Origin of the sequence: Pseudomonas sp. St290 (genome assembly GCF_018325805.1) — a bacterium.
GTDB lineage: Bacteria > Pseudomonadota > Gammaproteobacteria > Pseudomonadales > Pseudomonadaceae > Aquipseudomonas > Aquipseudomonas bijieensis.
Map to the genome: position 1 here is coordinate 5,100,702 of NZ_AP014703.1, position 23,980 is coordinate 5,124,681.

A 23,980-nucleotide genomic window follows, 5' to 3' on the forward strand; every position below is an offset into this window, starting at 1 on the left:
CCGCAAAGGGCGAATGCCGGAATTGAATCCGGCATGCCTGTCCCCTCAGCCGGCGCTACCAGAGATAGCGCACGCCCACATTGGCACCCCACGGTTGTTCGATCTTATTGCCGTTGCTGTAGTCGAAATCGGCATGAACCGAGACCTTGTCGGTCAGGGTCATGGCCACACCGGCCCCCAGCTCGCCGCGGGAACCCGACAGGTCGTTGTTGAACGTGTGGTCGTTGACCTTCACCTTGTTGCCGTTGGCAAACTCATGCACGAAAGCGCCACGAATATAGGGCTGCACGACCTTGTCGTCCCAGGTGAAGTTGCGCCCGGCGGTCGCCCCTGCCTTGGCCAGCAGGGAGTGCGTTCGACTGCCTTCGGCGGAAAGCCCGTTGTCCAGGTCATAGTCTTTGCCCTGGATGATCACACCGGACAGCTGTGTGAACGGTTCAATGAAGTAATCATCCGCCAGCTTGATGTGCCGGCCGAACTCCAGGGAGCCACCGACACCATGGCTGTCGTAGTTGCCCTTGGTTTTCCTGCCGTCGCTCAGTTGCACGTCGGACTCGTTCTGGAAACGGTTGAACTTGAGCACGCCGTCGAAGTAGTAGCCGCTCTGCTCATCCAGCCAGGTGGTGTAGGCGCCCAGGTAGTAGCTGTCGATGGTTGCGCTGGTGCCACGGCTCATGTCCAGGTCGGACTTGCTGTAGCCACCCAGCACACCGACCAACCATTGGCCATCGCCCACCGGCAACGGCGCGTCCGCACCGAACGACAAGCCCTGTTGGACTTGTTTATAGGCGACGCCGGAACTGGCATCGACATTGAACTTGTTACCGTAGGCGCGAATCCAGCCACCGGCCTTGCCGTGATCGGTGCGCACTTCGCCCATGCGGCTACGCAGGGTGCTGAGTTCACCGAGCCAGGCAGTCGGTGCGGCATTGAACAGGGCAATGACCGAGCGGGTGCCCGGGCTGATCACTCGTGAGGCGGTATTGAGGTACCAGTCGTTGCTGCCCTGTTGGATCAGGTCGTACGAAAAAGCCCCCAGGTCCACTTCGCCACCGGCCAGGGTGAACGTCGCGTCGCCGCCGCCGATATGGACCACCGGGATGGCGCCCGCACTTCCAGGCTCCGAACCGCTGGAATCAATGGCGATGGTGTGATTTCCGGTGGCTGTGCCGTTGACGGTCAGGGTGTCGACCTGGCCAGTTCTGAAATCGGTGTGCATATAGAACGTGCCGCCACTGCCCGACAACGTCTCTACGTTCAGTTTGAAGAATTCACCGGGGTTGCCGAACTGGATAGCGCCGCCATTCATGACCAGATTCTCGACCTCGCCATCACCGACCATCACCCAACGGGCATCGTTGTTGATGCCCAGGTCCCGTACGTTCTGCAGGTTCCCGGTCAGGGTCGCGGCGTTTTCCAGTAGCACATTGGCGGTGCTGGTGTCGTCCGCGACGATATCGCCGACCAGTGTGCTGCCGCTGACATTCAAATTGCCCACGGCGCTATTGCGCACATCCATCAGGATGCCGTTGCTGGCCGACAGCGTGGAGCCGTTGGCCACTGAGATATTGGCGGTGATCGTCCCCAGGCCAAAGGTATCGACGACAATTGCCGAGCCGTCGAGGCCTTCGACATGGGTACCGTCCAGGTTCAGCGTAGCGGGCGTGGTCATGCCTGCATCCACACCGATGTCGATCCCGTTCCGGGTCCCGGTAATCGTACTGTCGGTGGCGGTGGCGGTACCGCCAAACAGTCGCAGGCCGGCAGCATTGGCGCCAGTGCCCATGACGGTGGTTCGCAACAGCGTCACTTCGCTCAAGGCCGAGACGGAAACACCGGTCGTCCCACCGATGATGGTACTGTCGCTCACTGTCGCGGTAGAACCTTGGGTGCCCGCCGCGTCACGACTCACCGCCAGGCCAACCCGGTCGCTGGTGATGTGACTGTTACCGATGTTCGCCCGACCGACGCTCAACAGAACGCCATTGGCGCTCGTTGCCTGCACGGTGGTGCTGTTGAGGTTCAAGGTTGAATTGTTGACGGTGATATCGCGAGTCTGGGCGCCATCGGCATTCAATGTCGACTCGCCGTTCAACACGTAATTATCGGATGCGGTGGTGCTATCGATGTCCACGACCTCACCAGGGTTCAGGACCCTTGCGTACGCCACCTCAGCGACCAGCAACAAAGGCGGGATAGACAACAATTTCAACGCTCGGAACAACGGATGCAGCGAAAACGATTTAGGCGAGGACATACAGGCACCCTGTGACGATTGGATACAGAAGGCCGCGCAGGCTACAGAACGTCGACTCCACGGTATGTAGGACTTTTCTGAACTCGCCCGCATAAACGATGAAGCAAACCATAGGAAAGAGCTTGGTCCTCCTGCTGCCAGTCACCCTGGGATCCGACCTGTGGGAGCGGGCTTGCTCGCGAAGGCGGCGGTACAGTCAACATTTTTGTCGCTTGACATACCGCCTTCGCGAGCAAGCCCGCTCCCACAGGATTTCGGATACGAACGAGTGTTACCTGTCTAACTGCATGCTCAAGGATTCGGCCCCGGCGGAACGTTGCAGCTACCCTCGCCCTGGGACAACGCCACCCTGGTATTGGTAGGCGTGGGTGTATACGATTTTCCCGTTATCGTGTAGCTCACTTCGCCCTTGCCTATCGGGAGAGGGTTCGTCCAGGTAGGCAGGACATGCACATCGTAGGGTTCGATGAGCCAGACAATTCCGTTATCCACCTGCTCTTTCGTGATATTGCTGAACGTCGCAATTTTTCTGGCGGTGGGCACCTCCACCGGGCTGTTAAAGTTTGTGTAGGCCTTCCATTCCACTACGACCTCGTCACCTACCTGCAAATAGCGGCTTGGCGGGATAAGGTACTCGATGCCGAAGGTGGTGTTACCCGCATTCCAGCGCAATGATAGACAGGTCACGAAGTTGTTAACGATGTGTTGAGGTATGGCCTCCGGCAACGCTTGAACCAGGAAATCAATCTTGACCGAAGTGCGTTGTTTAGGCTCTTGCGGGTTTGCATGAGCCGCATTGGTCAACACGTACCAGACTGGCATGGCATCGCTGGGGCCTTCGTCACGGATGACGTCCCAATCGAGATCAATCTCGATGTCGTCCCCCACATTGTCATTGGCAGTATCAATCACACGGGGGTTACCGATGGGGGCGCCGTTCCACATGACTTGATACGTGTCGCCATTGACCAGTGGCGCGACCAGTTCGATCGTGGCCTTGATCTCCCCGTCCTCGTCGCTTTCCTCCAACTCATTGTCAACGCCCGACTCGCCCACCACCGTGACCACCTTCAGCCCGCCATTACCAGGTTCCGGGTCCGGATTGACCGGGCCTGCGCCGGAAAAGTTGCATCGGACGGTGGCCACCTCCGAGCCAAAAGGTTCTACACCCCGCAGCACCGTGTAGGAGACTGGCGTATCCACCGCGCCAGTCGTGGTGCTGCCGTATTCGGCCCAGAGGACCGACCAAGGCACGGGGATGTTGATCCCGCCCGATGGATTGCTACCCACAGGCGTACCCGGCGTGATCTCCCGAGTCTTCCATTTGACCACCACAGTATCGGTTTCTTTGCCCCTGGTGACATGGGGCACATTGACAAGCACATTCCCGTCGACAATGTCCGAACGCAGCAGCTCGCCGCCCGTAGCATCCGCCGCCGTGGGCTCATCCAAGGGCGGGAGCGGCAACGGGTCGAGGGCAACCGACATGAGTTCATACTTGGACAACGGGCTGATATTGCCGGCCTTGTCGATCAGGACGTAGCCGCCGCAGCACATGCCATCCCCGGCGGCAATGAACTTGTCTTTGGGAATACGCACGGTTCTGGTGCCATTCGGGTCAATGGGTTCCGGGCCGATCAGGTCGACATCCTCGGGACGTTCAGGCAGCTCTCCCTTTATCCAGCCGTAGGCGATTTTCACATCCGTCTGGTCACCCGTCCAAGGTGGGATGGTCGCTTCAAGGTAATCATTCGCGCCAAACGATGCATCGGTGATGGGCGGCACGGCGGTGAAGATCATTCGTTCCGGTATGCGCCCACCATCGGGCGGAGTCTTATCGATGTGGATAAGCGTTCGTCCAGACGCATCAGGGGTACCAACGTAGTTCTCGTGTTGGTATCGGAGGTCGAAAGGTCCTTCGTGCTCCGAATCGAGCAAGAAACTACTGGGAATACGGAAAACCAGCGGCACCCAAGTATCGCCGCCCGTAAAAGAGTGTTCTTCAAACAGTTCCCATTCATCACTGTCCGCTCGCGCCCACTGCAGCCGAAAATACTCCGTCATTCCAGCCGGTATCGGACCACCCCCCCAAGTCGTGATCGTTGTCGTTAGACCGGTATCAAGATCTGCCCTGCGAATAAGCCCCACTGGCAACCCTGGTAGCGGAGGCGGTTGCACAACCGGGTCCTGAACCTCAAACGGTTCAGCCCCGCCGGATTCGGTTTCATTCGAGGTGCGCTGCTCTTTTTCATTTGAACCAGCCATGTTGTCGCTCTCCGTATTCATACCAAGAAACCATGGCTATCCATGGCGTTTCAGTCGAAAAGCAGACCGATTATTAGCGGGCACTGCCTGACCCCTCCCGTCGTTCTGCACGTGGGAGAAGTAAGCGCTTATTTCAAATACTGCGAAACTGTCAGAGTTGACAGGTGTTTGTTTGCACAGTGACCTGGATGATCTTGATCAGATCAACACCATCCCCACCAATACCGCCATTTCAAGCAATTCCAACAAGGCCCCAGCGGTATCCCCGGTACAGCCCCCCAACCGACGCAACATCATCTGGCGCAAGCCAACAAACACTGCCAAGGCAACCAGCAACGCCCAAATGCCGGCCCAACCCGCCACCAACACGCCCCCCAGCGCACACACCAGCAACACCCACCACCCCGCGCGCCGCGGCAGATGATCGGCAAGTGCCTGGCCCAACCCGCTGGCACGCACATAAGGCGTGGTCAAGAACAGCCCAAGCAACGCGGCACGCCCCAGCACTGGCACGATGATCAAGACCAACGCTTGCCCCTGCTCGATCAACGCCAGCAGCGCGGTGAACTTGAGCAGCAACACCAACACCAAAGTGATCACCGCAATCGGCCCGCTGCGCGGATCCTTCATGATCAGCAGCGTGCGTTCGCGATCGCCAAAACCGCCCAACCAGGCATCAGCGCTGTCGGCCAGGCCATCCAGGTGCAGGCCGCCGCTGAGCAACACCCATGCGCTCAGCAACAGTGCCGCGTGCAGCAGCGACGGTGTGCCTGCCAGCAAGGCATCGAGCAACCACAGCAAAAGACCGAACAACAGCCCCACCAGCGGATAGAACAGCAACGAACGACCCAGTTGCTCAGGCTCGGGCATGCCCGGCAAGCGCACTGGCAGGCTGCTGAGAAATTGCAGGGCGATCCAGAATGGCAGCATCTTCAGCCAACCTCTGTCAGCACGGCGTCGGACGACACGTGTAGAGAAAACAACGCGCCGTGGCTGACTTCGACGTTGAGCAATTGTTCGCGAGGTAGGCCCCGGGCTTGGGCCAGCAGCAAGCGCATCACGCCGCCATGGCTGATCAGCAAGATGCGTTGCCCCGCGTAGGCCGCGTGCAGGCGTTCGACCGCCGCCAGTACGCGGTTGGAGAACGCCAGCACTGGCTCGCCGTCGGGCGGCGTGAAGCTGTAGGGATCGGCCCAGAAGCGGCTCAAGGCTTCGGCGTCGGTGTCCATCAACGCCGCCACGCTGCGGCCTTCCCAGGCGCCGAAATGCAGTTCTTGCAGGTCTTTGTCCAAGTGCAGCGGCAGGCCGAGGCGGGCACCGAGCTGGTCAGCGAAGCGAGCGCAACGCTGCAACGGTGAACTGACCAATCGATCCCACGGCCCGCCCTGCTCCACCGCTGCGTGCATCTGCTCCCAGCCCTTGGCGGTCAAGGCGTCGTCGAGGCTGCCGCGCAAGCCGCCGCCCAGTTCGGTTTCGCCGTGACGCAGCAGGTCCAGGCGCAAGGTCATGCCGGACGATCCGCCACGGCCGCTTCGGCAAACGTCGCCATCTGCCCGTGCAGATCACAGGCCAGGCGCAACAGCGGCACCGCCAACGCCGCGCCACTGCCCTCGCCCAGGCGCAGGCCGAGCTCCAGCAGCGGTTCGGCGCCGAGGGTTTCCAGCACGTGGCGATGGCCCGGCTCGGCGCCGCGATGGGCGAACAGCAGCCACGGCCGACACGCGGGATTGAGCCGTACCGCCACCAGGGCCGCGACGCTGCAGATGAAACCGTCCACCAGCACCGCAACGCCCTGTTGGGCGCAGGCCAGGTACGCACCGACCAACGCGGCGATTTCAAAACCACCGAGGTTGAACAAGGTCTGCAACGGGTCGTTGCGCTGGGCAGCGTGCAGCGCCAGGGCACGTTCGATGACCTGGGCCTTGCGGCTGACACCCGCTGCGTCCAACCCCGTGCCCGGCCCGACCAGTTGCGCCACCGGGCAATCGAGCAAGGCGCAGGCCAGGGCGCTGGCGGCGGTGGTGTTGCCGATGCCCATCTCGCCGCCGATGAACAATTGCGCCCCAGTGGCGACGGCACGGGTCACGCTGTCGCGTCCGGCTTGCAAAGCTTGTTCGCCCTGGGACGCGGTCATGGCCGGGCCCTGGAGGAAATTCGCCGTGCCAGGGCCGACATTCAGATGGCGCACACCGGGCAGGTCGAGCGAAGGTGTCACGGTGCCCAGGTCTACTACTTCCAGGGACGCGCCCAGTTGCCGCGCCAGGACGCTGATGGCCGCGCCACCGCTGACGAAGTTGAGCAGCATCTGCCCGGTAACTTCCTGGGGATAGGCCGACACGCCTTCAGCCACCACACCGTGGTCACCGGCAAAAATCGCGATCCACAGCCGATCCAGGCTCGGCTTGACCTGCCCTTGCAGGCCCGCCAGTTGCACCGCCACCGATTCCAGTCGGCCCAATGAACCGGCGGGTTTGGTCAGCTGTTGCTGACGGGCCGTGGCCTGCTCCAAAGCCTGGGTATCGAGGGGCTTGCATGGGTCCAGCCACCAGCGGTGATTCATAACGCAGTACCTTTGAGGGTCAGGGGCAGGCCGGCGACGGTCAGCACGACGCGCTGACAACGTTCGGCCAAGGCTTGATGCAGCCAACCGGCTTCATCGACGTAACGGCGAGTCAACTCGCCCAGCGGCACGACACCCATTCCGGTCTCGTTGCTGACAAAAATGATTTCACCGGGCAGCGCGGCCAAGCAGTCCAGCAGTGCTTGGCGTTCGGTAATCAGTTGTTCGGGATCGTCGAGCATCAGCAGGTTGGTCAGCCATAGGGTCAGGCAGTCCACCAGCAGGCATTGTCCGGGAGCGGCGTTTTCCCGCAGCACGCGGGCCAGGGCCAAGGGTTCTTCCACCAGGGCCCATTCGGCCGGACGGCGGGCGCGGTGCTGGGCGACCCGTGCGTTCATCTCGCCGTCCAGGGGTTGGCTGGTGGCGATGTAGGTCACTGGCAGTCGAGTGTCCGTGGCGAGCTTTTCCGCCAGGCGACTCTTGCCGGAGCGGGCGCCGCCGAGGATGAGTTGCAGCATGTTTTTTACCTTTCAAATAGGCGGTGTTGCTGACGACCCCATCGCGAGCAGGCTCGCTCCCACAGTTGATCTAGGGTGTACATGAATTCTGTGGTCATCCGAGATCCAATGTGGGAGCGAGCCTGCTCGCGATGACGCCGGTACAGCCACCTCAAATCCCACAGAGTTCACGCAACACCCCAATATCCAAATGCCGCTCCACCAGATCCGCCAACCGCTCGATGTCCCGCTCGCGCAAGCCGTGGTAGTCCACCGTTTGCACATCCTGCAACCCGGCCCAACGCAACAACGCGCTGCTGGCCTGGGGCGACTCGAACAGCCCGTGCAGGTAGGTGCCGAAAATCTGCCCGTCGAGGCTCTGGGCGCCGTCGCAACGACCGTCGTCCAGATGCACCGCCGGGTTTTCCAGGGCCGGGCCGCTGGTTACGCCGGCATGAATCTCATAGCCACTGACTTCGGCCTCTTCCAACGCCAACCGCCCGCGCACATTGCGCAATTGCTTCTCGTGTTCCAGGGTCGTTTCGAAAGCCAGCAAACCCAACCCGGCACTGGAACCCGCCGCCCCTTCCAGCCCCAACGGGTCGTGGACCTGCTGGCCAAGCATCTGCAAGCCGCCGCAGATGCCCAGCAATTTGCCGCCGTAGCGCAGGTGGCGATTGATCGCCGTTTCCCAACCGTTGGCGCGCAGGTAGGCCAGGTCGCTGCGCACGCTTTTCGAACCGGGCAGGATGATCAGGTCGGCCGGCGGGATGGTTTGGCCGGGGCCTATGAATTGCAGGTCGACCTGGGGGTGCAGGCGCAGCGGATCGAAATCGGTGTGGTTGCTGATGCGCGGCAGCACCGGCACCACCACCTTGAGCACTTGCTCGGCCTTGTCGGCCTGGCGTTGGTCGAGGCCGTCCTCGGCTTCCAGGTGCAGGTCCATCACGTAGGGCAACACACCGATCACCGGTTTGCCGGTGCGCGCCTCCAACCAGTCCAGACCCGGTTGCAGCAAAGCGATGTCGCCGCGAAAGCGATTGATGATGAAGCCCTTGACCCGCGCCTGCTCGCTGACGGAAAGCAACTCCAGTGTACCGACCAGATGGGCGAACACCCCGCCGCGATTGATATCAGCGATCAGCAGCACCGGGCAGTCCACCGCCTCGGCAAAACCCATGTTGGCGATGTCACCGGCGCGCAGATTGATCTCCGCTGGCGAGCCGGCGCCCTCCACCATCACCACCGGATACGCGGCGCTCAAACGTGCGTGGGAGGCGAGCACGGCTTGCATCGCGGTGGCTTTGTAATCGTGATAGGCCACGGCGTTCATGGTGGTGACGGCGCGGCCATGGATGATCACCTGGGCGCCGGTGTCGCTGTTGGGCTTGAGCAACACCGGATTCATGTCGGTGTGCGGTTCGAGCCCGGCGGCCTGGGCCTGCACGGCTTGGGCGCGACCGATTTCGCCGCCGTCGGCGGTCACGGCGCTGTTGAGGGCCATGTTCTGCGGCTTGAACGGCACCACGCTCACACCCTGGCGCCTGACCCAGCGGCACAGCGCCGTAACCAAGGTACTTTTGCCAGCATCGGAGGTGGTGCCCTGCACCATCACTGTGGTCATTGAACGTCCTTGGCGTAGGCCTCGAAGGCCTGTTCGAGGCGCAGGAATTCGCTGTCGTCAGCCGGCAGTCCGAAGCGCAGGCTGCCGGTACTGGTGAACAACCGCAGGAGAATGCCGCGATGGGCCATGAAATCGTGAAGCCCCTCGGCGTGCTCGGTGACCAGCCACTGGAACAATCCGCAGCCGCCCTGAGGCTTGAAACCGTGATGCTCGAGCACCAGCGCCAGGCGTTGGCTGGTGGCTTCGCAGCGTTGGCGTTGACGGGCGTGGGCGTCGCTGTCCAGCAAGCACGCCTGGCCCAAGACCCGGGTCGGCCCGCTGACGGCCCATGGCCCGACCTGTTCGGCGAGCAACTTGAGCAAGCGGCGCTCGGCCAAGACAAACCCCAGGCGCACCCCGGCCAGGCCAAAGAACTTGCCAAACGAACGCAGCACGATCAACCCGACCAGATGGGTGTGCGCCGCCAGGCTCAGCGCCGGTGTGATGTCCATGAAGGCTTCATCCACCACCAGCCAGCCACCGCGCTGGGCCAGGCGGGCATGCCAGTCCAGCAAGCGCTCGGGCGCAAGGCTCAGGCCCGTGGGATTGTTCGGATTGACCACCACCAGCACATCGAGGCTGTCGATGAAGAAATCCACCTCCGACGCCAACACTTCGCGCACGATGTAGCCACTGCGGCGCCAGGCTTCGGCATGTTCGGCGTAACACGGCGAAAGCACACCGACCTTGCCGGCCCGACGCAAACGCGGCAACAACTGAATAGCCATCTGCGAACCGGCCACCGGCAGCACATCCAACGCACCGTAGTAATCGCAGGCGGCCTGTTCCAAACCGTCATCGGTTTCCGGCAGGCGTGCCCAGGCCCGCAGGGGAATCGCCGGGACCTCGAACGGCCAGGGCGCCAGGCCGCTGGACAGGTCGAGCCAATCCGCCTCGGCAATGCCGTATTGCCGGGCCGCGTTGCGCAGGCGTCCACCGTGTTCAAGCATAAAACTCAGCTCCCAGGCAGAGAATCAGCAACCACAACCATACCCCGCGCTGGACCAATTGCCAGCCGCGATCGATGGAGTCGGCACTCGCCGGCAGGCCTTCGCCCAAGGGCGGACGTTGGTGCAGTTCGCCGTGATAAACCGCCGCCCCGCCCAGCTCGACGCCCAGCGCGCCGGCACCCGCGGCCATCACCGGCCCGGCGTTGGGGCTGTCCCAGGTTGGGCCTTGGGTGCGCCAGCACTTGAGCGCCAGGCGGGTCTTGCCGAGCAGCGCGTAGGTCAACGCCACCAGGCGCGCCGGGATGTAGTTGAGCACGTCGTCGATCTTCGCCGCCGCCCATCCAAAGCGTTCGAAGCGTTCATTGCGATAGCCCCACATGGCGTCGAGGGTATTGCTCAAGCGGTACAGCACCACGCCGGGCGCGCCAGCCACGGCGAACCAGAACAGCGCGGCGAACACCGCGTCGCTGCCGTTTTCCAGCACCGATTCGGTGGCGGCGCGGGCCACGGCGGTCTCGTCCAACTCGCGCGTCTCGCGACTGACCAGATAGCCGACTCGCAGGCGCGCCTCGTCCAGATCACCACTGCGCAGCGCCCGCGCCACCGGCTCGACATGTTCGCCAAGGCTGCGCAGGCCGAGGGCACAGTACAACGCCAGGATCTCCACCAGCCAACCCACCACAGGCGCCCAGGACAGGGCCGTGGCCAGCAGGGTCAGCGGCACCACGGCGATGATCCACGCCGTCACCCCGTGGCTGCGCCAGCCGCGCCCGCCGGAATTGAAGCGTTGTTCGATGCGATCGGCAAAGCCACCGAAGGCCACCAACGGATGCCAGCGCCGGGGCTCGCCCAACAGCGCATCCAGCGCCACCGCGGCGGCACTGAGCAACGCCACACTCATGGGCTCACTCCCCAACGGTTTTCATACAGCAGTTCATTGAGCGGACGCGGTTGCGCCCACCCTTCCAGGGCGAGCATCGGTGCCGGATAAAAACCCTCAACCGGGCCCAGGCAGAGGATCGCCAGCGGCTTGGCCCCGGCAGGCAGGCCCAACAGGTCAGCCAGGGCCTGGGGTTCGAACAACGACACCCAGCCCATCCCCAGCCCTTCGGCGCGAGAGGCCAGCCACAGATTCTGGATCGCGCAGGACAGCGAGGCCAGGTCCATTTCCGGCAAGGTCCGGCGACCGAAGATGTGCCGCTCGCGATCATCCATCAACGCCGCCACCAGCACTTCGGCGCAATCGTCGATGCCTTCGACCTTGAGCTTCATGAACTCATCGCTGCGCTCGCCCAGAGCCTCGGCGGTGCGGACGCGTTCCTGCTCCACCAGTTGGCGGATCTGCCCACGCAAGGCGCGGTCGCTGATGCGAATGAATCGCCATGGTTGCATCAGGCCGACGCTGGGGGCCTGGTGCGCGGCTTCCAGCAGACGGCGCAGCAAGGCCGGTTCGACCGTGCCGCCGGTGAAGTGGCGCATGTCACGACGTTCGGCGATGGCGCGGTAAATGGCGTCGCGTTCGGCCTGGGAGAATGCGGTGTCTGTCATGGCCTCTTCGCGAGCAAGCCCGCTCCCACACTGGCTAGCGCAGCACTTGAGATCACACAATCCCCTGTGGGAGCGAGCCTGCTCGCGATAGCGGTCTCAGGATCAGGCGCAAACAACCCGGCAATCGCCCGCGGATTCGACGGAAAATAAAAATGCACATAGGAAGCCGTCATCCGCCCCTGCCGGAATACCGCCTCCGCTCCTCGCCCGCCATTGGGGCTATGCCCACGGGCAATCGGTTCAACCTCGGTGCTGGTCAGGGAGTGATGATAGGTGTGCCCACGCAGGTTGCCTTCCGGCAAATCCACCGATTGCAGCGCCAGGGCCGCCAGGCGCTTCTGCATCTGCGCATCGCCGGCCAGCAAACCCAGCAGTTCGGCGCGCACGCCGTCGACATCGGTCAATGAATCGAGCAGGTACAACATGCCGCCACATTCGGCGAGCAACGGTTTACCGGCGGCATGGTGAGCACGGATCGCGGCCAGCATCGCCGTGTTCCGAGCCAGCGCGACGTGGTGCAGTTCCGGATAACCGCCGGGCAGATACAGGCTGTCCGCCTCCGGCAGTTGAGTGTCATGGATCGGCGAAAAGAAGCTCAACTGCGCGCCCATGGCCCGCAGCAGATCGAGGCTCGCGCCGTAGGTGAAGGCAAACGCTTCGTCCCGGGCCACGGCGATGCGTACCCCAGCGAGCCACGGCTCAACAGCGATCACCTCGGGCGCGGCGAATGCCACCGCTGGCGGCAGCGCTACTTCGCAACTGCCGGCCAAGGCCTCGGCCGCCGCGTCGAGGCGCAGGTCGAGGTCATTCAATTCACGGGCCTGGACCAGGCCGAGATGACGGCTGGGCAATTCGATGCCGGTTTCCCGGGACAACGCGCCGTACCAGCGCAGGCCTTCGGTCAGGCTGCCTTCGAGCAATTGTGCGTGGCGCAGGGTGCCGACGCGGTTGGCCAATACTCCGGCGAATGGCAAGTCCGGCTGATAACGCGCCAGGCCCAGGGCCAGGGCGCCGAAAGTCTGGGCCATGGCCGTGCCGTCGATCACCGCCAGCACCGGCACGCCAAAATGCCGCGCCAGGTCAGCGCTGGACGGGGTACCGTCGAACAGCCCCATCACCCCTTCGATCAGGATCAGGTCTGCTTCAGCGGCGGCCTCCCACAACAGCCGACGGCTCTCCTGCTCGCCGACCATCCACATGTCCAATTGATAGACCGGCGCACCGCTGGCCCGCTCCAGGATCATCGGGTCGAGGAAGTCCGGGCCGCACTTGAAGACGCGCACCTTGCGTCCCTGGTTGCGATGCAACCGGGCCAGCGCCGCGGTGACGGTGGTCTTGCCTTGTCCCGAGGCCGGAGCGGCGATCAGCACTGCCGGGCAGTGGCGAGCATCACTCACAGTTCGACGCCTTTCTGCGCCTTGATGCCCGCCTGGAACGCGTGCTTGATCATGCCCATTTCGGTCACGGTGTCGGCCAGCTCGATCATCTCCGGCTTGGCGCCGCGACCGGTCACCACCACATGCTGCATCGGCGGACGGGCCTGCAGATCGCTCAACACCTGATCGAGGTCGAGGTAACCGTGCTTGAGGGCGATATTGAGTTCATCGAGCACCACCAGGCCAATGGACGGATCGCTGAGCAATTGCCGCGATACGGCCCAGGCAGCTTCAGCGGCGGCGATGTCGCGCTGGCGGTCCTGGGTTTCCCAGGTAAACCCTTCGCCCATCACATGAAAACGTACCTGCTCCGGGAACCGGCGGAAAAACAGCTCTTCACCGGTGCTGTTGCGCCCCTTGATGAACTGCACCACCCCACATTGCATGCCGTGCCCCATGGACCGTGCGAGCATGCCGAACGCCGAGCTGCTCTTGCCCTTGCCGTTGCCGGTCAGCACCAGCAGCAGGCCGCATTCGTTCGGCGAGTTGGCGATGCGCTCGTCGATCACGGCTTTCTTGCGCAGCATGCGCGCCAGGTGGCGTTCGTCGCGATCAGGGGTGTCGGTCATGGGAGCTCTCCGTTGGGATTGGATAACGGCGGGCGGGCACAAAAAAAGACGGCAACAAGCCTGGCATCGCCCACCGTGATGCCGTTGGATGAATCAGGCCGGTCTCCGGGCTCATGAGCGGCGCAATGCCCGGCTGTGCGCCTTCCCATGTCTGTGCGACACAGTGGCTTTAGCGCAGCCTTGACTCATTTACCGTTGCGGGGGCAGCGCCGGGTTCGTGTGCACTCACCGGCTTCCCTGTTTCACTCTATCGACCGGGGTCATAGAGCACCTGAAACAAGCGGCGAAGGTTAGAGGGTTGGGGGTGGAGCGTCAATTAAAGCCGCCATGGGCCATGCACCAAACATTGGCCCCGATCAATAAAATGACGCCAATCTTGTGCCACGCTACGGCAAGTGATATCAAATAGGCATCATGACCCGATATCACAAGAACAAGAGGGCAAAAACATGCAAGGCATGCTCATCAGCAATCCAAAGCTGGAATTCCTGCGCCCGGTGCTGGAACGCTGGTTTGATTGTATCGACCGCTACAACGCCGTGCGCGGCGATAACGACACCCCGTACTGGTTCGATGAACGGGCCAACCTTGGCCTGTTGTCGGCTGCCGCCTGGATGGCCGAGATGGTCACGCTGCAGAGCGCGCCGACCCGCAAGCAGAATGAAGAAGGCGAACGCAACGTCAGCGCCGATCTGTTCATCGCCGGCGCCGATGAACGCGCCTTTATCCAAGCCACCCAACGCTGGCCCAAGGTCACCAACCTGAACCTGACCCAGCCGCTGCTGGAAGTCACCAGCGATGCCAAGCGCATCAGCTACGCCAGCGACCTGAAGCTGGGCTGCCTGTTCGTCTCACCACAAAAGGCCCAGCAAAGCGCCACGCCGGAAGAACTGCAGGACATGATCGACGACCTGCAGAAGGAAAACACCTGCGCCGTGGCCTGGTACTTCCCTTACGCCTATCGCAAGTTGCGCAACGAAGCCGGTCACTACCATCCTGGCATTGCGGTGCTGTTCAAACAGGCCCACGGCTGATTCATCCCGCACAAGAAGCTGTGGGAGCAAGCTCCCACAGTGAATCTTCAGCAGACATAAAACTCATATACACCCCGCCCCTCCTGTGGGAGCGAGCTTGCTCGCGAAGAGGCCAGCACATCCAACATCTTCGCCGGCTGTGGCGCCGCTATCGCGAGCAAGCTCGCTCCCACACTGGATTTTCAGCATGCACAAAATCCAGATACTACCTCGCTGACAGGCCTACCCACGGTTGAACCATCGCGCGTCTACGCTCCTCTATGAATAACTACATGCATTCATAGGGAAGCCAGCATGCTCAAGCCACCCCATCTCCTGATCGTCGCCCTCGCCGCCGGGCTTGTCGCTTGCGGCGAGTCTTCCACCTTGCAAGTGTCCGATGGCACCGGGCCTGCGCCGAAACTGCCCGAACCGAACAAGACTCTCGTCCCGACCGTCAACATCGCCGAAGCCATCGGCTGGCCCGAAGGCGCCAAGCCAACCCCAGCCCAGGGCCTGCAAGTGGGCGCGTTCGCTGAAGGGCTGGACCATCCGCGCTGGCTGTATGTGTTGCCCAACGGTGATGTGCTGGTGGCCGAAACCAACGCTCCGCCCAAGCCGGACGACGCCAAGGGCATCCGTGGCTGGGTGATGAAAAAGGTCATGGGCCGCGCCGGCGCCGGAGTGCCAAGCCCCAATCGCATCACACTGTTGCGCGATGCCAATCACGACGGCATCGCCGAAACCCGCACGGTGTTCCTGGAAAACCTCAACTCGCCGTTCGGCATGACCCTGGTGGGCAATGACCTGTACGTGGCCGATACCGACCGGCTGATCCGCTTCCCCTACAAGGACGGCGATACGCAAATCAAGGCCCAGCCGACCAAGGTCGTCGACCTGCCCGGGGGCACGCTCAACCACCACTGGACCAAGAACGTGATTGCCAGCCGCGATGGCAGCAAGTTGTACGTCACCACGGGCTCGAACAGCAACGTCGCGGAAAATGGCATGGAGGCCGAAGAGGGTCGCGCGGCCATTTGGGAAGTGGACCGTGCCAGCGGCAATCACCGGATCTTCGCCTCGGGCCTGCGCAACCCCAACGGCCTGGCCTGGGAGCCCCGCAGCGGCGCGCTGTGGACGGCGGTGAACGAGCGGGATGAGATCGGCAGCGACCTGGTGCCGGACTACATCACGTCGGTCAAGGACGGCGCATTCTATGGCTGGCCCTACAGCTACTACGGGCAGCACGTCGATACCCGGGTCGAACCGCAGAACCCGACGCTGGTGGCCAAGGCCATCGCCCCGGACTACGCCGTCGGCCCCCACACCGCCTCACTGGGCCTGACCTTCGCCGAGGGCAGCACCTTGCCCGCACCGTTTACCGAAGGGGCTTTCATCGGCCAGCATGGCTCCTGGAACCGTAAGCCCCACAGTGGTTATAAAGTGATTTTTGTACCGTTCAACGGCGGCAAGCCGGTAGGGCAACCGGTGGATGTGTTGACCGGTTTCCTGAATGCCGACGAAAAAGCCCAGGGCCGGCCAGTGGGCGTGGTGATCGATAAGCAGGGCGGGTTGTTGGTGGCGGATGATGTGGGGAACAAGATTTGGCGGGTGTCAGGTAAATAAGGTCGACACACCCTTGTGAGCGCCGCCCGAACTGTGGGAGCAAGGCTTGCCGCGATGGAAGCGATGCGGTCTGTCAGAGATCGAGGCGCCTGTTTCGCGAGCAAGCTTTGCTCCCACAGATCAGGGCAACAAAACAACAACTCAGGGATTGCGCGCCAGATGCTCCGGCTGCAACACACGCTTGGCACCCAGGTAGGCCTTCTGCCAATAAGCCTTGGACAGGCTGTCGAGCTTGACCGTACCGCCAGTGGCCGGCGCGTGGACGAACCGCCCCTCACCGACATAGATCCCGGCGTGGCTGACCTGTGAACCGCCGTTGGTGGCGAAGAAAACCAGGTCACCGCTCTGCAACGCATCCTTACCCACTTCAGGCGCCCGCATGCTGATCATTTCCCGCGTGGAACGTGGCAGGGCAATACCGGCGGCGTCGCGGTACACATAGCCAATCAGACCACTGCAATCGAAGCCTGAATCCGGCGTGTTGCCACCCCAACGATAAGGCGTCCCCACCAGGCCCAGCGCCCGGAACAGCACGTCTTCGGCGGCTGGGGAAAAGGATTGCGTGGGAGCAAACACCACCGGTGCCCGCACAACAGGTGCTGGCGGCGGGGTACGGCTGGCGCACGCACTGAGCAGTGCGGCGCAAAAGATAAGTGCGAGGCGGGCCGACGTCGACATATGCAGAACAATCCTGATCTGGATGCGGCTTTTCTGCCGTGGGCATGAAAACGAATCCGCCTGCGTAGTACGCAGGCGGATTGCCATCAATCAATGATCAAGGATTCTAGCGACTATGTGGCAAACTTCAAGTAAGACTTTAAGTTTGCCTTACAAACTGTGTGCTTACTTGCGAGCAGTCATCACAGTCGGTGCCATGGCGAGGGCGCGCTTGGCTTCGATGAAGGTCTTGCTCCAGTAGCTGTCGCCCAGGCTGTCGATCCGCACGCCACCGCTGCGGCGGCTGCTGGAATGGATGAACTGGTTGTCACCCAGGTAGATACCGGCGTGACTGACGCGGCCACGACGACCGTTGGTGCTGAAGAACAGCAGGTCACCGGGCTCCAACTGGTTGCGTGCTACCAGTGGGGCGTTCACGTTGATCATTTCACGGGTGGAGCGCGGCAGGTTCATGCCGGCTTCTTCGCGGAACAGGTAACCGATGAAACCGCTGCAATCGAAGCCGGCTTCAGAGGTCCCGCCAAAACGGTAGCGAGTACCGATCAACGACATGCCGCGTTCCAGGATGCTGTCGGCCAGTACTGGAAGCTGGTAAGGCTTGCTGCCGGCGAAGGCTGCGAGCTCTTTGTCGGAGGCCATTTCTTCCTGGAACGCAACGGAGGAAGACTGGGCGGTAACGGAGTTCTTGACCTGTGGTTGTTGCTCTTGCTGGGACACTGGGGAGTGGGCAGCGCAACCGAACAACAGGGTAACGAGTGCGAGAGGCACGAGGGGTGCGAAGCGATTTAGCATGGGCACGACCGTGGCTGAAGTAGTAAAGATGGCGAGACTATGCCTTCTATCAACCTCATTTGCAAATTCAATCGATGCAAATGTGACTTCTCGGTTTTACGTTTACATCTAAGCGCTTAAGCCCATTTTGAATCTCACGAGGCCTGCAACCCAGCAGGGCCGCGGGTTTCGCCGTGTCCAAAGCAGGCTAAGAGCCACTAGTTGGAAAGGTTCTACCAACCCAAGGTTTCTTTCAAAAAAGGAATAGTCAGCTTGCGCTGGGCCTGGAGTGAGGCCTGGTCGAGGCGTTCGAGCAGCTCGAACAATGCACTCATGCTGCGGGTGCCACGGGTGAGGATGAAATGCCCGACTTCGTCGGTCAGGTGCAGGCCACGTCGGGAAGCGCGCAACTGCAAGGCACGGAGCTTGTCTTCGTCGGACAGCGGGCGCATCTGGAAAATCAGCGCCAGGGTGAGACGGGACTTGAGGTCCGCCAGCTTCACTGGCAGCTCCCGCGGTGACGTCGATGCGGCGATCAGCAAGCGTCGACCACTGTCACGCAACCGATTGAACAGATGAAACAGCGCCTCTTCCCAATCAGCCTTGCCGGCCACGGCCTGGAGATCGTCCAGGCAAACCAGTTCGTACTGTTCCAGGTTGTCGAGGATTTCCACGCCGCGATCGAGCAACTCGGCCAACGGCAGGTACACCGCAGGTTCGCCCAATTGCTCGAAGCGCAGGCAAGCCGCCTGCAACAAGTGCGTGCGCCCTACCCCATCCTTGCCCCACAGGTAAATCAGGCTCTCGGTCCAGCCGGCGTCGGCTTCGCAAAGCCGCTCGACATAGCCGAGTGCAGCGGCATTGGCGCCTGGGTAGTAGTTGATAAAGGTGGCGTCATCACGCAGACGCACACCTAGGGGCAGCTGAATCGGTTTCATGCTGACTGAACAGTTCCCAAGGAACCGTTAGTGGCCTCTGTGTAAAGTGCGCAAAGTTTATACCCGTGACGCGGACCGCACAATGCGCCGGACCACGAGCAAAATCAAAGGTTTGCAGCGGCAAGGGCGCGGAGCGTCAGTTTCCCTGACACCCCACCCATCATTTGCCCTACAGGTCAGGGTCTTCGGCGCCGCTGTAGATGTCCGAATCCTTGTACAGATCGTGCATATGACGCACCAGCACCATGATCACCGCCGCCACCGGCAACGCCAGCAGGATCCCGGTAAAGCCGAACAACTCGCCCCCTGCCAGGATTGCGAAGATCACAGCCACGGGATGCAGGCCAATGCGGTCGCCCACCAACAGCGGCGTCAGCACCATGCCCTCCAGGGCCTGCCCGACCATGAACACTGCCACGATACCCACCATCGGGTACAAGTCGCCGCCGAACTGGAACAACCCGGCGATCAATGCCGCGCCAATCCCGATCACAAAGCCCATGTACGGCACGATGGCCGCCAGCCCGGCGATCAAGCCGATCAACAGTCCCAGTTCCAACCCGACCAACATCAACCCAGCCGCATAGATGAAACCCAGGGCCACCATCACCAGCAGTTGTCCGCGCACGAACGCCCCCAGCACTTCGTGGCATTCGCCGGTCAGGGTCATGATGCGTTCTTCGCGATGACGTGGCAGCAGGCTGCGGATCTTGGCCATCATCAGATCCCAATCCCGCAGCAGGTAGAAAGCCACCACGGGAATCAGCACCAGGTTCGCCAGCCAGCCAATCAACGCCAGGCTCGAAGCCGTGGCCTGGCTCAACACCACGCCGACTATGTCGGTGGTCTGGCCCATGTGCTCGCTGATGGCGGCCTTGACCTTGTCGAACTTCCAGAAACCGTCCGACAACCCCAGTTTCGACTGCACCCACGGCACCGCGCTGTGCTGCAACCAATCGAGCATCTGCGGCGCCAATTCGTACAGGCGCAGCAGTTGCTTGGCGAGCATTGGTATCAGCACCAGCAATAGCGCGACCACGATCAAAGTGAACAACGCAAAGACCGTCACCACACCCCAGGTCCGCGACAGGCCGAGTTTTTCCAGGCGATCCACCACCGGGTCAAACAGATAGGCCAACAACAGCGCAACCAGGAACGGCGTGAGGATCGGATGCAGCAGATAGATAAACGCGAACAGCAGGGCGACCCCACCCAACCAGAACCAACGCCGCGTATCGCCCATGAACCACTCCTAGCTATATAAAGAAAGAAAACCTACCAACGGAACCGCAAATTGGCTGCCGGCGCAGGCGCAGGCGCTGCAACCGGGACCGAACCATCGGCGGCTGGCGGCGCCACAGGCACTGGCGCGACGGCCTCGCCGGGTGGAATTTCCTGCAGTTTGGCCAGGGCCAACTGCGCCTTCAGCTGTTCGGCACTGCCGTTGACCCGATAGACGATCCGGTCCCCTTCAACCCGCTGCAACTGCCCACCGAACGGCTCGAGCAAACGCCCTAGCGCCGCGTAACGCTCCAGGTTCATGCCCTGCACTTCCAGCAATTGCTCGGTGGCCACGCCCGGCTTGGCGACGAAACGCGGCGCCAGACGCTGACTCACCGCGAGCATGACCGCATCGGCCAGGGCCGCAGGATCGGCACCCTGGGCTGTGCCCTGCTCGCGCTGGTCCCCCAGCCACAGGCGCCAGGTGCCATGCCACTGACCACCTTCTTCCTTGGCGTGGACCGCCAGCAAGGCGTCCGTCGCGTAGCGTTCCGAGGCATCGCGCAACGGCGCCGGGTCGCTGCCTTCCAGGTTTGGCGCGGTGGCGACGATCTGCTCGCTCAGGTCAGCCAACGGCAGGTGCAACGCCAGGCCCCGATGCTGGGCGGCACGTCGCAGCGGCGCGGCGCTGGCCTGGCCATCGCCCACCAGGCTGGAACCCTCGGCCGAGTCATTCAGCCACCAACCCAGGATCGATGGCCGGTTCGCGCTCCACAGCGACAACCCTGCCGAGCGCAAGGCCCGATCAGTGCTCGCCGGGTCGAAGTCGACCTTGAGGCTTTCCGGCGGGCCAGCATCGTAGCCATATTGAAGAATGATCTGCTGCGGATCCTGGCGAATCGCTGCCAGGCCTGGGTTCTGGGCCGCCTTGGCATCGCCGGTCAGGCGCAGCACCAGCGTATCCAAGGCGCGCAGGGTCGCCTGGTTGCGCTCCTCCGGCGTCTGGCTGGTGACCGGTTCGAACACCTGATAGAGGCCGTTGAGGGTTTCGGCATGGCTCGCCAGGCTGATCAGCGACAGGCAGCCCACGGACAAGAACTTGAACAAACGCATGGAAGATTCCCGGACATAACGGCTGGAACAGGCCGTGTGAAGAAGATTGAGCATGGCTGTGACCACAGCACCCGGCAAAACATTCACACGCCCGGTGGAAGTTTCGCACTGTCATCACCATAACCGGTTACCGCTACACCTTATACAGACGCGCTACACAGTACCAATATAAGAAATATCGGTTTTTTTCCGTGGATATGTCCCTGCCCGTCGGCGCGAGGATGGCCGCTGCCCCTCAAGCCTGATAAAATCGCGCGCCTTCGCAGACCGGCAATGGCTGGGCATCCGGAATAATTCGTACAACGGTTATTCAATGGCCCCGGCGGTCGGTCGTTACCCAGAAATCCCCCCTAAAGGCCTGGATCATGAGCAAGCAACCCTCCCTGAGCTACAAGGACGCCGGTGTAGACATCGACGCCGGTGAAGCATTGGTCGAACGCATCAAGAGCGTCGCCAAGCGCACTGCGCGTCCGGAAGTCATGGGCGGCCTGGGCGGTTTCGGCGCCCTCTGCGAGATCCCGGCCGGCTACAAGCAACCGGTGCTGGTCTCGGGCACCGACGGCGTCGGCACCAAGCTGCGCCTGGCGCTGAACCTGAACAAGCACGACAGCATCGGCATCGACCTGGTGGCCATGTGCGTGAACGACCTGGTGGTCTGCGGCGCCGAGCCGCTGTTCTTCCTCGATTACTACGCCACCGGCAAACTGAATGTCGACACCGCTGCCCAGGTTGTCACCGGCATCGGCGCCGGCTGCGAACTGTCCGGCTGCTCCCTGGTCGGCGGCGAAACCGCTGAAATGCCTGGCATGTACGAAGGCGAAGACTACGACCTGGCCGGCTTCTGCGTCGGCGTCGTGGAGAAGGCCGAGATCATCGACGGCTCGAAAGTCGCCACCGGCGATGCCTTGCTCGCCCTGCCGTCCTCCGGCCCGCATTCCAACGGCTACTCGCTGATCCGCAAGATCATCGAAGTCTCCGGTGCCGACATCGTAAACACCCAGCTCGACGGCAAGCCACTGGCCGACCTGCTGATGGCCCCGACCCGCATCTACGTCAAGCCGCTGCTCAAGCTGATCAAGGACACCGGTGCCGTCAAGGCCATGGCCCACATCACCGGCGGCGGCCTGCTGGACAACATCCCGCGCGTGCTGCCAAAAGGCGCCCAGGCTGTGGTCGACGTGGCAAGCTGGACCCGCCCGGCGGTGTTCGACTGGCTGCAAGAAAAAGGCAACGTCGATGAAACCGAAATGCACCGCGTGCTGAACTGCGGCGTGGGCATGGTCATCTGCGTGGCCCAGGAGCACGTCGAGACGGCCCTGAACGTACTGCGTGAAGCCGGCGAGCAGCCTTGGGTCATCGGCCAGATCGCCGCCGCCGCCGAAGGCGCTGCCCAGGTCGAGCTGAAAAACCTTAAGGCGCACTGATGTCCGCAACCTGTGACGTGGTGGTGCTGCTGTCCGGCACCGGCAGTAACTTGCAGGCCCTGATCGACAGCACACGGACCGGCGACAGCCCGGTCCGTATCCGCGCGGTGATTTCCAACCGCGCCGACGCCTACGGCCTGCAACGCGCCAAGGATGCGGGGATCGACACCCGCGTCCTCGATCACAAGGCGTTCGAGGGCCGCGAAGCCTTCGACGCCGCGCTGATCGAACAGATCGACACCTTCAATCCGCAACTGGTGGTCCTCGCCGGTTTCATGCGCATCCTCAGCGCCGGCTTCGTGCGTCACTACCAGGGCCGCCTGTTCAATATCCATCCCTCGCTGCTGCCCAAATACAAAGGGTTACACACTCACCAGCGGGCGCTGGAGGCCGGAGACACTGAGCACGGCTGCTCGGTGCACTTTGTCACCGAGGAACTCGATGGCGGACCACTGGTCGTACAGGCAGTAATACCGGTAGAGTTGCACGACACGCCGCAAAGCCTGGCGCAACGGGTTCACGCCCGCGAGCACCAGATCTACCCGATGGCCGTGCGTTGGTTTGCCGAAGGACGGCTGACCCTCGACGATCGCGGTGCCTCACTGGACGGCCAGTTACTCGCCGCCAGCGGCCATTTGATTCGATACTAGGAGATTTTATGCGTCGCGCCCTGCTCTTCGCTTGCGCTCTGCTGGCCTTGCCCCTGGCACAGGCAGCAGAACTTCAACCGTTCTCCGCCAGCTATACCGCCGACTGGAAACAGTTGCCCATGAGCGGCACCGCCGAGCGTAGCCTGACCAAGGAAGCCAACGGCACCTGGAAGCTGAGCTTCAAGGCGTCGATGATGATCGCCAGCCTGACCGAAGAAAGCACCCTGACCCTGGACAAGGACACCCTGCTGCCACAGTCCTACCATTTCGAACGCGGTGGCCTGGGCAAAGCCAAGAAGGCCGACCTGGATTTCGACTGGAACACCAAGATGGTCACCGGCACCGATCGCGGCGATGCGGTCAAGCTGCCGCTCAACCGTGGCATGGTCGATAAATCCACTTACCAGTTGGCCCTGCAGCACGACGTGGCGGTCGGCAAGAAAAGCATGAGCTATCAGGTCGTCGATGACGGCGAAGTCGATACCTATGACTTCCGCGTGCTGGGCTCGGAAAAAGTCGACACCAAGGCCGGCCAGATCGACGCAATCAAAGTCGAGCGCGTGCGCGACCCGACACAAAGCAAACGCATCACCGTGCTCTGGTTCGCCAAGGACTGGGATTACCTGCTGGTGCGCCTGCAACAGGTCGAGACCGACGGCAAGGAGTACAACATCATGCTCCTGGACGGTACGGTCAATGGCAAGGCTGTGAAAGGCAGCTGATTGAAGCCAACACCAAGAAGCCCCGCACATGCGGGGCTTCTTTTTGCCTGGATTTCATGACCACCACACAAACCTGTGG

22 protein-coding genes and 1 riboswitch are annotated in these 23,980 nt (G+C 62.3%); of the genes, 5 read left to right on the forward strand and 17 right to left on the reverse strand.

Going from position 1 to position 23,980, the window contains the following annotated elements:
• Positions 1-55: 55 nt before the first annotated feature.
• From PBDP_RS22170 to cobO, 12 genes are all read right to left on the reverse strand, one after another.
• Positions 56-2,257: an autotransporter outer membrane beta-barrel domain-containing protein gene (locus PBDP_RS22170; protein ID WP_212801321.1), complete on the reverse strand. Its 2,202-nt coding sequence runs from the start codon at positions 2,255-2,257 to the stop codon at positions 56-58.
• 291 nt (positions 2,258-2,548) lie between these two features.
• Positions 2,549-4,543: a hypothetical protein gene (locus tag PBDP_RS22175; RefSeq protein ID WP_240337703.1), complete on the reverse strand. Its 1,995-nt coding sequence runs from the start codon at positions 4,541-4,543 to the stop codon at positions 2,549-2,551.
• 177 nt (positions 4,544-4,720) lie between these two features.
• Complete coding sequence (locus PBDP_RS22180) at positions 4,721-5,452, reverse strand: adenosylcobinamide-GDP ribazoletransferase (protein ID WP_212801322.1); 732 nt, start codon at positions 5,450-5,452, stop codon at positions 4,721-4,723.
• Between the two features lie 2 nt (positions 5,453-5,454).
• The gene (gene cobC / locus PBDP_RS22185; protein WP_212801323.1) at positions 5,455-6,030 is read right to left on the reverse strand and encodes an alpha-ribazole phosphatase family protein; all 576 of its coding nucleotides are present in this window, start codon (positions 6,028-6,030) and stop codon (positions 5,455-5,457) included.
• Positions 6,027-7,082 carry a nicotinate-nucleotide--dimethylbenzimidazole phosphoribosyltransferase gene (gene cobT, locus PBDP_RS22190; protein ID WP_212801324.1) on the reverse strand — a complete coding sequence of 352 codons (1,056 nt, stop codon included), beginning with the start codon at positions 7,080-7,082 and terminating at the stop codon, positions 6,027-6,029. The genes cobC and cobT overlap by 4 nt, the downstream gene beginning before the upstream one ends.
• A complete protein-coding gene (gene cobU / locus PBDP_RS22195) occupies positions 7,079-7,600 on the reverse strand; it encodes a bifunctional adenosylcobinamide kinase/adenosylcobinamide-phosphate guanylyltransferase (RefSeq protein WP_212801325.1) in 522 nt (173 codons plus the stop codon). The genes cobT and cobU overlap by 4 nt, the downstream gene beginning before the upstream one ends.
• 151 nt (positions 7,601-7,751) lie before the next feature.
• Entirely contained in the window at positions 7,752-9,203 is a 1,452-nt protein-coding gene (locus tag PBDP_RS22200) for a cobyric acid synthase (protein ID WP_212801326.1), read from the reverse strand.
• Positions 9,200-10,192 (reverse strand): threonine-phosphate decarboxylase CobD, encoded by a 993-nt coding sequence (gene cobD / locus PBDP_RS22205; protein WP_109753976.1) that lies wholly within the window; start codon positions 10,190-10,192, stop codon positions 9,200-9,202. Before cobD ends, PBDP_RS22200 begins: the two co-directional genes overlap by 4 nt.
• On the reverse strand, positions 10,185-11,093 hold the full coding sequence (gene cbiB, locus PBDP_RS22210; RefSeq protein WP_212801327.1) for an adenosylcobinamide-phosphate synthase CbiB: 909 nt from the start codon (positions 11,091-11,093) through the stop codon (positions 10,185-10,187). Before cbiB ends, cobD begins: the two co-directional genes overlap by 8 nt.
• Positions 11,090-11,740 (reverse strand): 5,6-dimethylbenzimidazole synthase, encoded by a 651-nt coding sequence (gene bluB / locus PBDP_RS22215; protein WP_212801328.1) that lies wholly within the window; start codon positions 11,738-11,740, stop codon positions 11,090-11,092. The genes cbiB and bluB overlap by 4 nt, the downstream gene beginning before the upstream one ends.
• Positions 11,737-13,137, reverse strand: a complete 1,401-nt coding sequence (locus tag PBDP_RS22220) for a cobyrinic acid a,c-diamide synthase CobB (RefSeq protein WP_212801329.1) — start codon at positions 13,135-13,137, stop codon at positions 11,737-11,739. The genes bluB and PBDP_RS22220 overlap by 4 nt, the downstream gene beginning before the upstream one ends.
• Positions 13,134-13,745 carry a cob(I)yrinic acid a,c-diamide adenosyltransferase gene (gene cobO, locus PBDP_RS22225; RefSeq protein ID WP_134925410.1) on the reverse strand — a complete coding sequence of 204 codons (612 nt, stop codon included), beginning with the start codon at positions 13,743-13,745 and terminating at the stop codon, positions 13,134-13,136. The genes PBDP_RS22220 and cobO overlap by 4 nt, the downstream gene beginning before the upstream one ends.
• Before the next feature lie 79 nt (positions 13,746-13,824).
• Positions 13,825-14,035: riboswitch (cobalamin riboswitch) on the reverse strand.
• A 159-nt stretch (positions 14,036-14,194) separates the two neighbouring features.
• Here cobO and PBDP_RS22230 point away from each other — a divergent pair.
• Complete coding sequence (locus PBDP_RS22230; protein WP_109753971.1) at positions 14,195-14,779, forward strand: hypothetical protein; 585 nt, start codon at positions 14,195-14,197, stop codon at positions 14,777-14,779.
• A gap of 294 nt (positions 14,780-15,073) precedes the next feature.
• Positions 15,074-16,384, forward strand: coding sequence for a PQQ-dependent sugar dehydrogenase (locus tag PBDP_RS22235; RefSeq protein ID WP_212801330.1), 1,311 nt, complete (start codon positions 15,074-15,076; stop codon positions 16,382-16,384).
• 141 nt (positions 16,385-16,525) lie between these two features.
• Here PBDP_RS22235 and PBDP_RS22240 read toward each other — a convergent pair whose 3' ends face one another.
• The 5 genes from PBDP_RS22240 to PBDP_RS22260 all read right to left on the reverse strand — a co-directional run bounded on the left by PBDP_RS22240 (position 16,526) and on the right by PBDP_RS22260 (position 21,105).
• On the reverse strand, positions 16,526-17,062 hold the full coding sequence (locus PBDP_RS22240) for a C40 family peptidase (protein WP_212801331.1): 537 nt from the start codon (positions 17,060-17,062) through the stop codon (positions 16,526-16,528).
• Positions 17,063-17,227: 165 nt separating this feature from the next.
• On the reverse strand, positions 17,228-17,854 hold the full coding sequence (locus tag PBDP_RS22245; RefSeq protein WP_109753968.1) for a C40 family peptidase: 627 nt from the start codon (positions 17,852-17,854) through the stop codon (positions 17,228-17,230).
• A gap of 212 nt (positions 17,855-18,066) precedes the next feature.
• Entirely contained in the window at positions 18,067-18,771 is a 705-nt protein-coding gene (gene hda / locus PBDP_RS22250) for a DnaA regulatory inactivator Hda (RefSeq protein ID WP_003178999.1), read from the reverse strand.
• 169 nt (positions 18,772-18,940) lie between these two features.
• Positions 18,941-20,014 carry an AI-2E family transporter gene (locus PBDP_RS22255; RefSeq protein WP_109753967.1) on the reverse strand — a complete coding sequence of 358 codons (1,074 nt, stop codon included), beginning with the start codon at positions 20,012-20,014 and terminating at the stop codon, positions 18,941-18,943.
• 32 nt (positions 20,015-20,046) lie between these two features.
• Entirely contained in the window at positions 20,047-21,105 is a 1,059-nt protein-coding gene (locus PBDP_RS22260) for a DUF2066 domain-containing protein (RefSeq protein WP_212801332.1), read from the reverse strand.
• A 365-nt stretch (positions 21,106-21,470) separates the two neighbouring features.
• Here PBDP_RS22260 and purM point away from each other — a divergent pair, with 365 nt between their 5' ends.
• Genes purM through PBDP_RS22275 form a run of 3 tightly spaced genes read left to right on the forward strand, consistent with a single transcriptional unit; the run spans position 21,471 to position 23,901 of the window.
• Entirely contained in the window at positions 21,471-22,529 is a 1,059-nt protein-coding gene (gene purM, locus PBDP_RS22265) for a phosphoribosylformylglycinamidine cyclo-ligase (RefSeq protein ID WP_109753965.1), read from the forward strand.
• Complete coding sequence (gene purN, locus PBDP_RS22270) at positions 22,529-23,179, forward strand: phosphoribosylglycinamide formyltransferase (RefSeq protein ID WP_003204660.1); 651 nt, start codon at positions 22,529-22,531, stop codon at positions 23,177-23,179. The genes purM and purN overlap by 1 nt, the downstream gene beginning before the upstream one ends.
• 8 nt (positions 23,180-23,187) lie before the next feature.
• Positions 23,188-23,901 carry a DUF3108 domain-containing protein gene (locus tag PBDP_RS22275; protein WP_109753964.1) on the forward strand — a complete coding sequence of 238 codons (714 nt, stop codon included), beginning with the start codon at positions 23,188-23,190 and terminating at the stop codon, positions 23,899-23,901.
• Positions 23,902-23,980: the final 79 nt, after the last annotated feature.

What these genes read in the sequence shown, in the direction of transcription:
- PBDP_RS22170 (WP_212801321.1), bottom strand. Translation starts at nt 2,257, where the DNA reads ATGTCCTCGCCTAAATCGTTTTCGCTGCATCCGTTGTTCCGAGCGTTG.
- PBDP_RS22175 (WP_240337703.1), bottom strand. Translation starts at nt 4,543, where the DNA reads ATGAATACGGAGAGCGACAACATGGCTGGTTCAAATGAAAAAGAGCAG.
- PBDP_RS22180 (WP_212801322.1), bottom strand. Translation starts at nt 5,452, where the DNA reads ATGCTGCCATTCTGGATCGCCCTGCAATTTCTCAGCAGCCTGCCAGTG.
- cobC (WP_212801323.1), bottom strand. Translation starts at nt 6,030, where the DNA reads ATGACCTTGCGCCTGGACCTGCTGCGTCACGGCGAAACCGAACTGGGC.
- cobT (WP_212801324.1), bottom strand. Translation starts at nt 7,082, where the DNA reads ATGAATCACCGCTGGTGGCTGGACCCATGCAAGCCCCTCGATACCCAG.
- cobU (WP_212801325.1), bottom strand. Translation starts at nt 7,600, where the DNA reads ATGCTGCAACTCATCCTCGGCGGCGCCCGCTCCGGCAAGAGTCGCCTG.
- PBDP_RS22200 (WP_212801326.1), bottom strand. Translation starts at nt 9,203, where the DNA reads ATGACCACAGTGATGGTGCAGGGCACCACCTCCGATGCTGGCAAAAGT.
- cobD (WP_109753976.1), bottom strand. Translation starts at nt 10,192, where the DNA reads ATGCTTGAACACGGTGGACGCCTGCGCAACGCGGCCCGGCAATACGGC.
- cbiB (WP_212801327.1), bottom strand. Translation starts at nt 11,093, where the DNA reads ATGAGTGTGGCGTTGCTCAGTGCCGCCGCGGTGGCGCTGGATGCGCTG.
- bluB (WP_212801328.1), bottom strand. Translation starts at nt 11,740, where the DNA reads ATGACAGACACCGCATTCTCCCAGGCCGAACGCGACGCCATTTACCGC.
- cobO (WP_134925410.1), bottom strand. Translation starts at nt 13,745, where the DNA reads ATGACCGACACCCCTGATCGCGACGAACGCCACCTGGCGCGCATGCTG.
- PBDP_RS22230 (WP_109753971.1), top strand. Translation starts at nt 14,195, where the DNA reads ATGCAAGGCATGCTCATCAGCAATCCAAAGCTGGAATTCCTGCGCCCG.
- PBDP_RS22235 (WP_212801330.1), top strand. Translation starts at nt 15,074, where the DNA reads ATGCTCAAGCCACCCCATCTCCTGATCGTCGCCCTCGCCGCCGGGCTT.
- PBDP_RS22240 (WP_212801331.1), bottom strand. Translation starts at nt 17,062, where the DNA reads ATGTCGACGTCGGCCCGCCTCGCACTTATCTTTTGCGCCGCACTGCTC.
- PBDP_RS22245 (WP_109753968.1), bottom strand. Translation starts at nt 17,854, where the DNA reads ATGCTAAATCGCTTCGCACCCCTCGTGCCTCTCGCACTCGTTACCCTG.
- hda (WP_003178999.1), bottom strand. Translation starts at nt 18,771, where the DNA reads ATGAAACCGATTCAGCTGCCCCTAGGTGTGCGTCTGCGTGATGACGCC.
- PBDP_RS22255 (WP_109753967.1), bottom strand. Translation starts at nt 20,014, where the DNA reads ATGGGCGATACGCGGCGTTGGTTCTGGTTGGGTGGGGTCGCCCTGCTG.
- PBDP_RS22260 (WP_212801332.1), bottom strand. Translation starts at nt 21,105, where the DNA reads ATGCGTTTGTTCAAGTTCTTGTCCGTGGGCTGCCTGTCGCTGATCAGC.
- purM (WP_109753965.1), top strand. Translation starts at nt 21,471, where the DNA reads ATGAGCAAGCAACCCTCCCTGAGCTACAAGGACGCCGGTGTAGACATC.
- purN (WP_003204660.1), top strand. Translation starts at nt 22,529, where the DNA reads ATGTCCGCAACCTGTGACGTGGTGGTGCTGCTGTCCGGCACCGGCAGT.
- PBDP_RS22275 (WP_109753964.1), top strand. Translation starts at nt 23,188, where the DNA reads ATGCGTCGCGCCCTGCTCTTCGCTTGCGCTCTGCTGGCCTTGCCCCTG.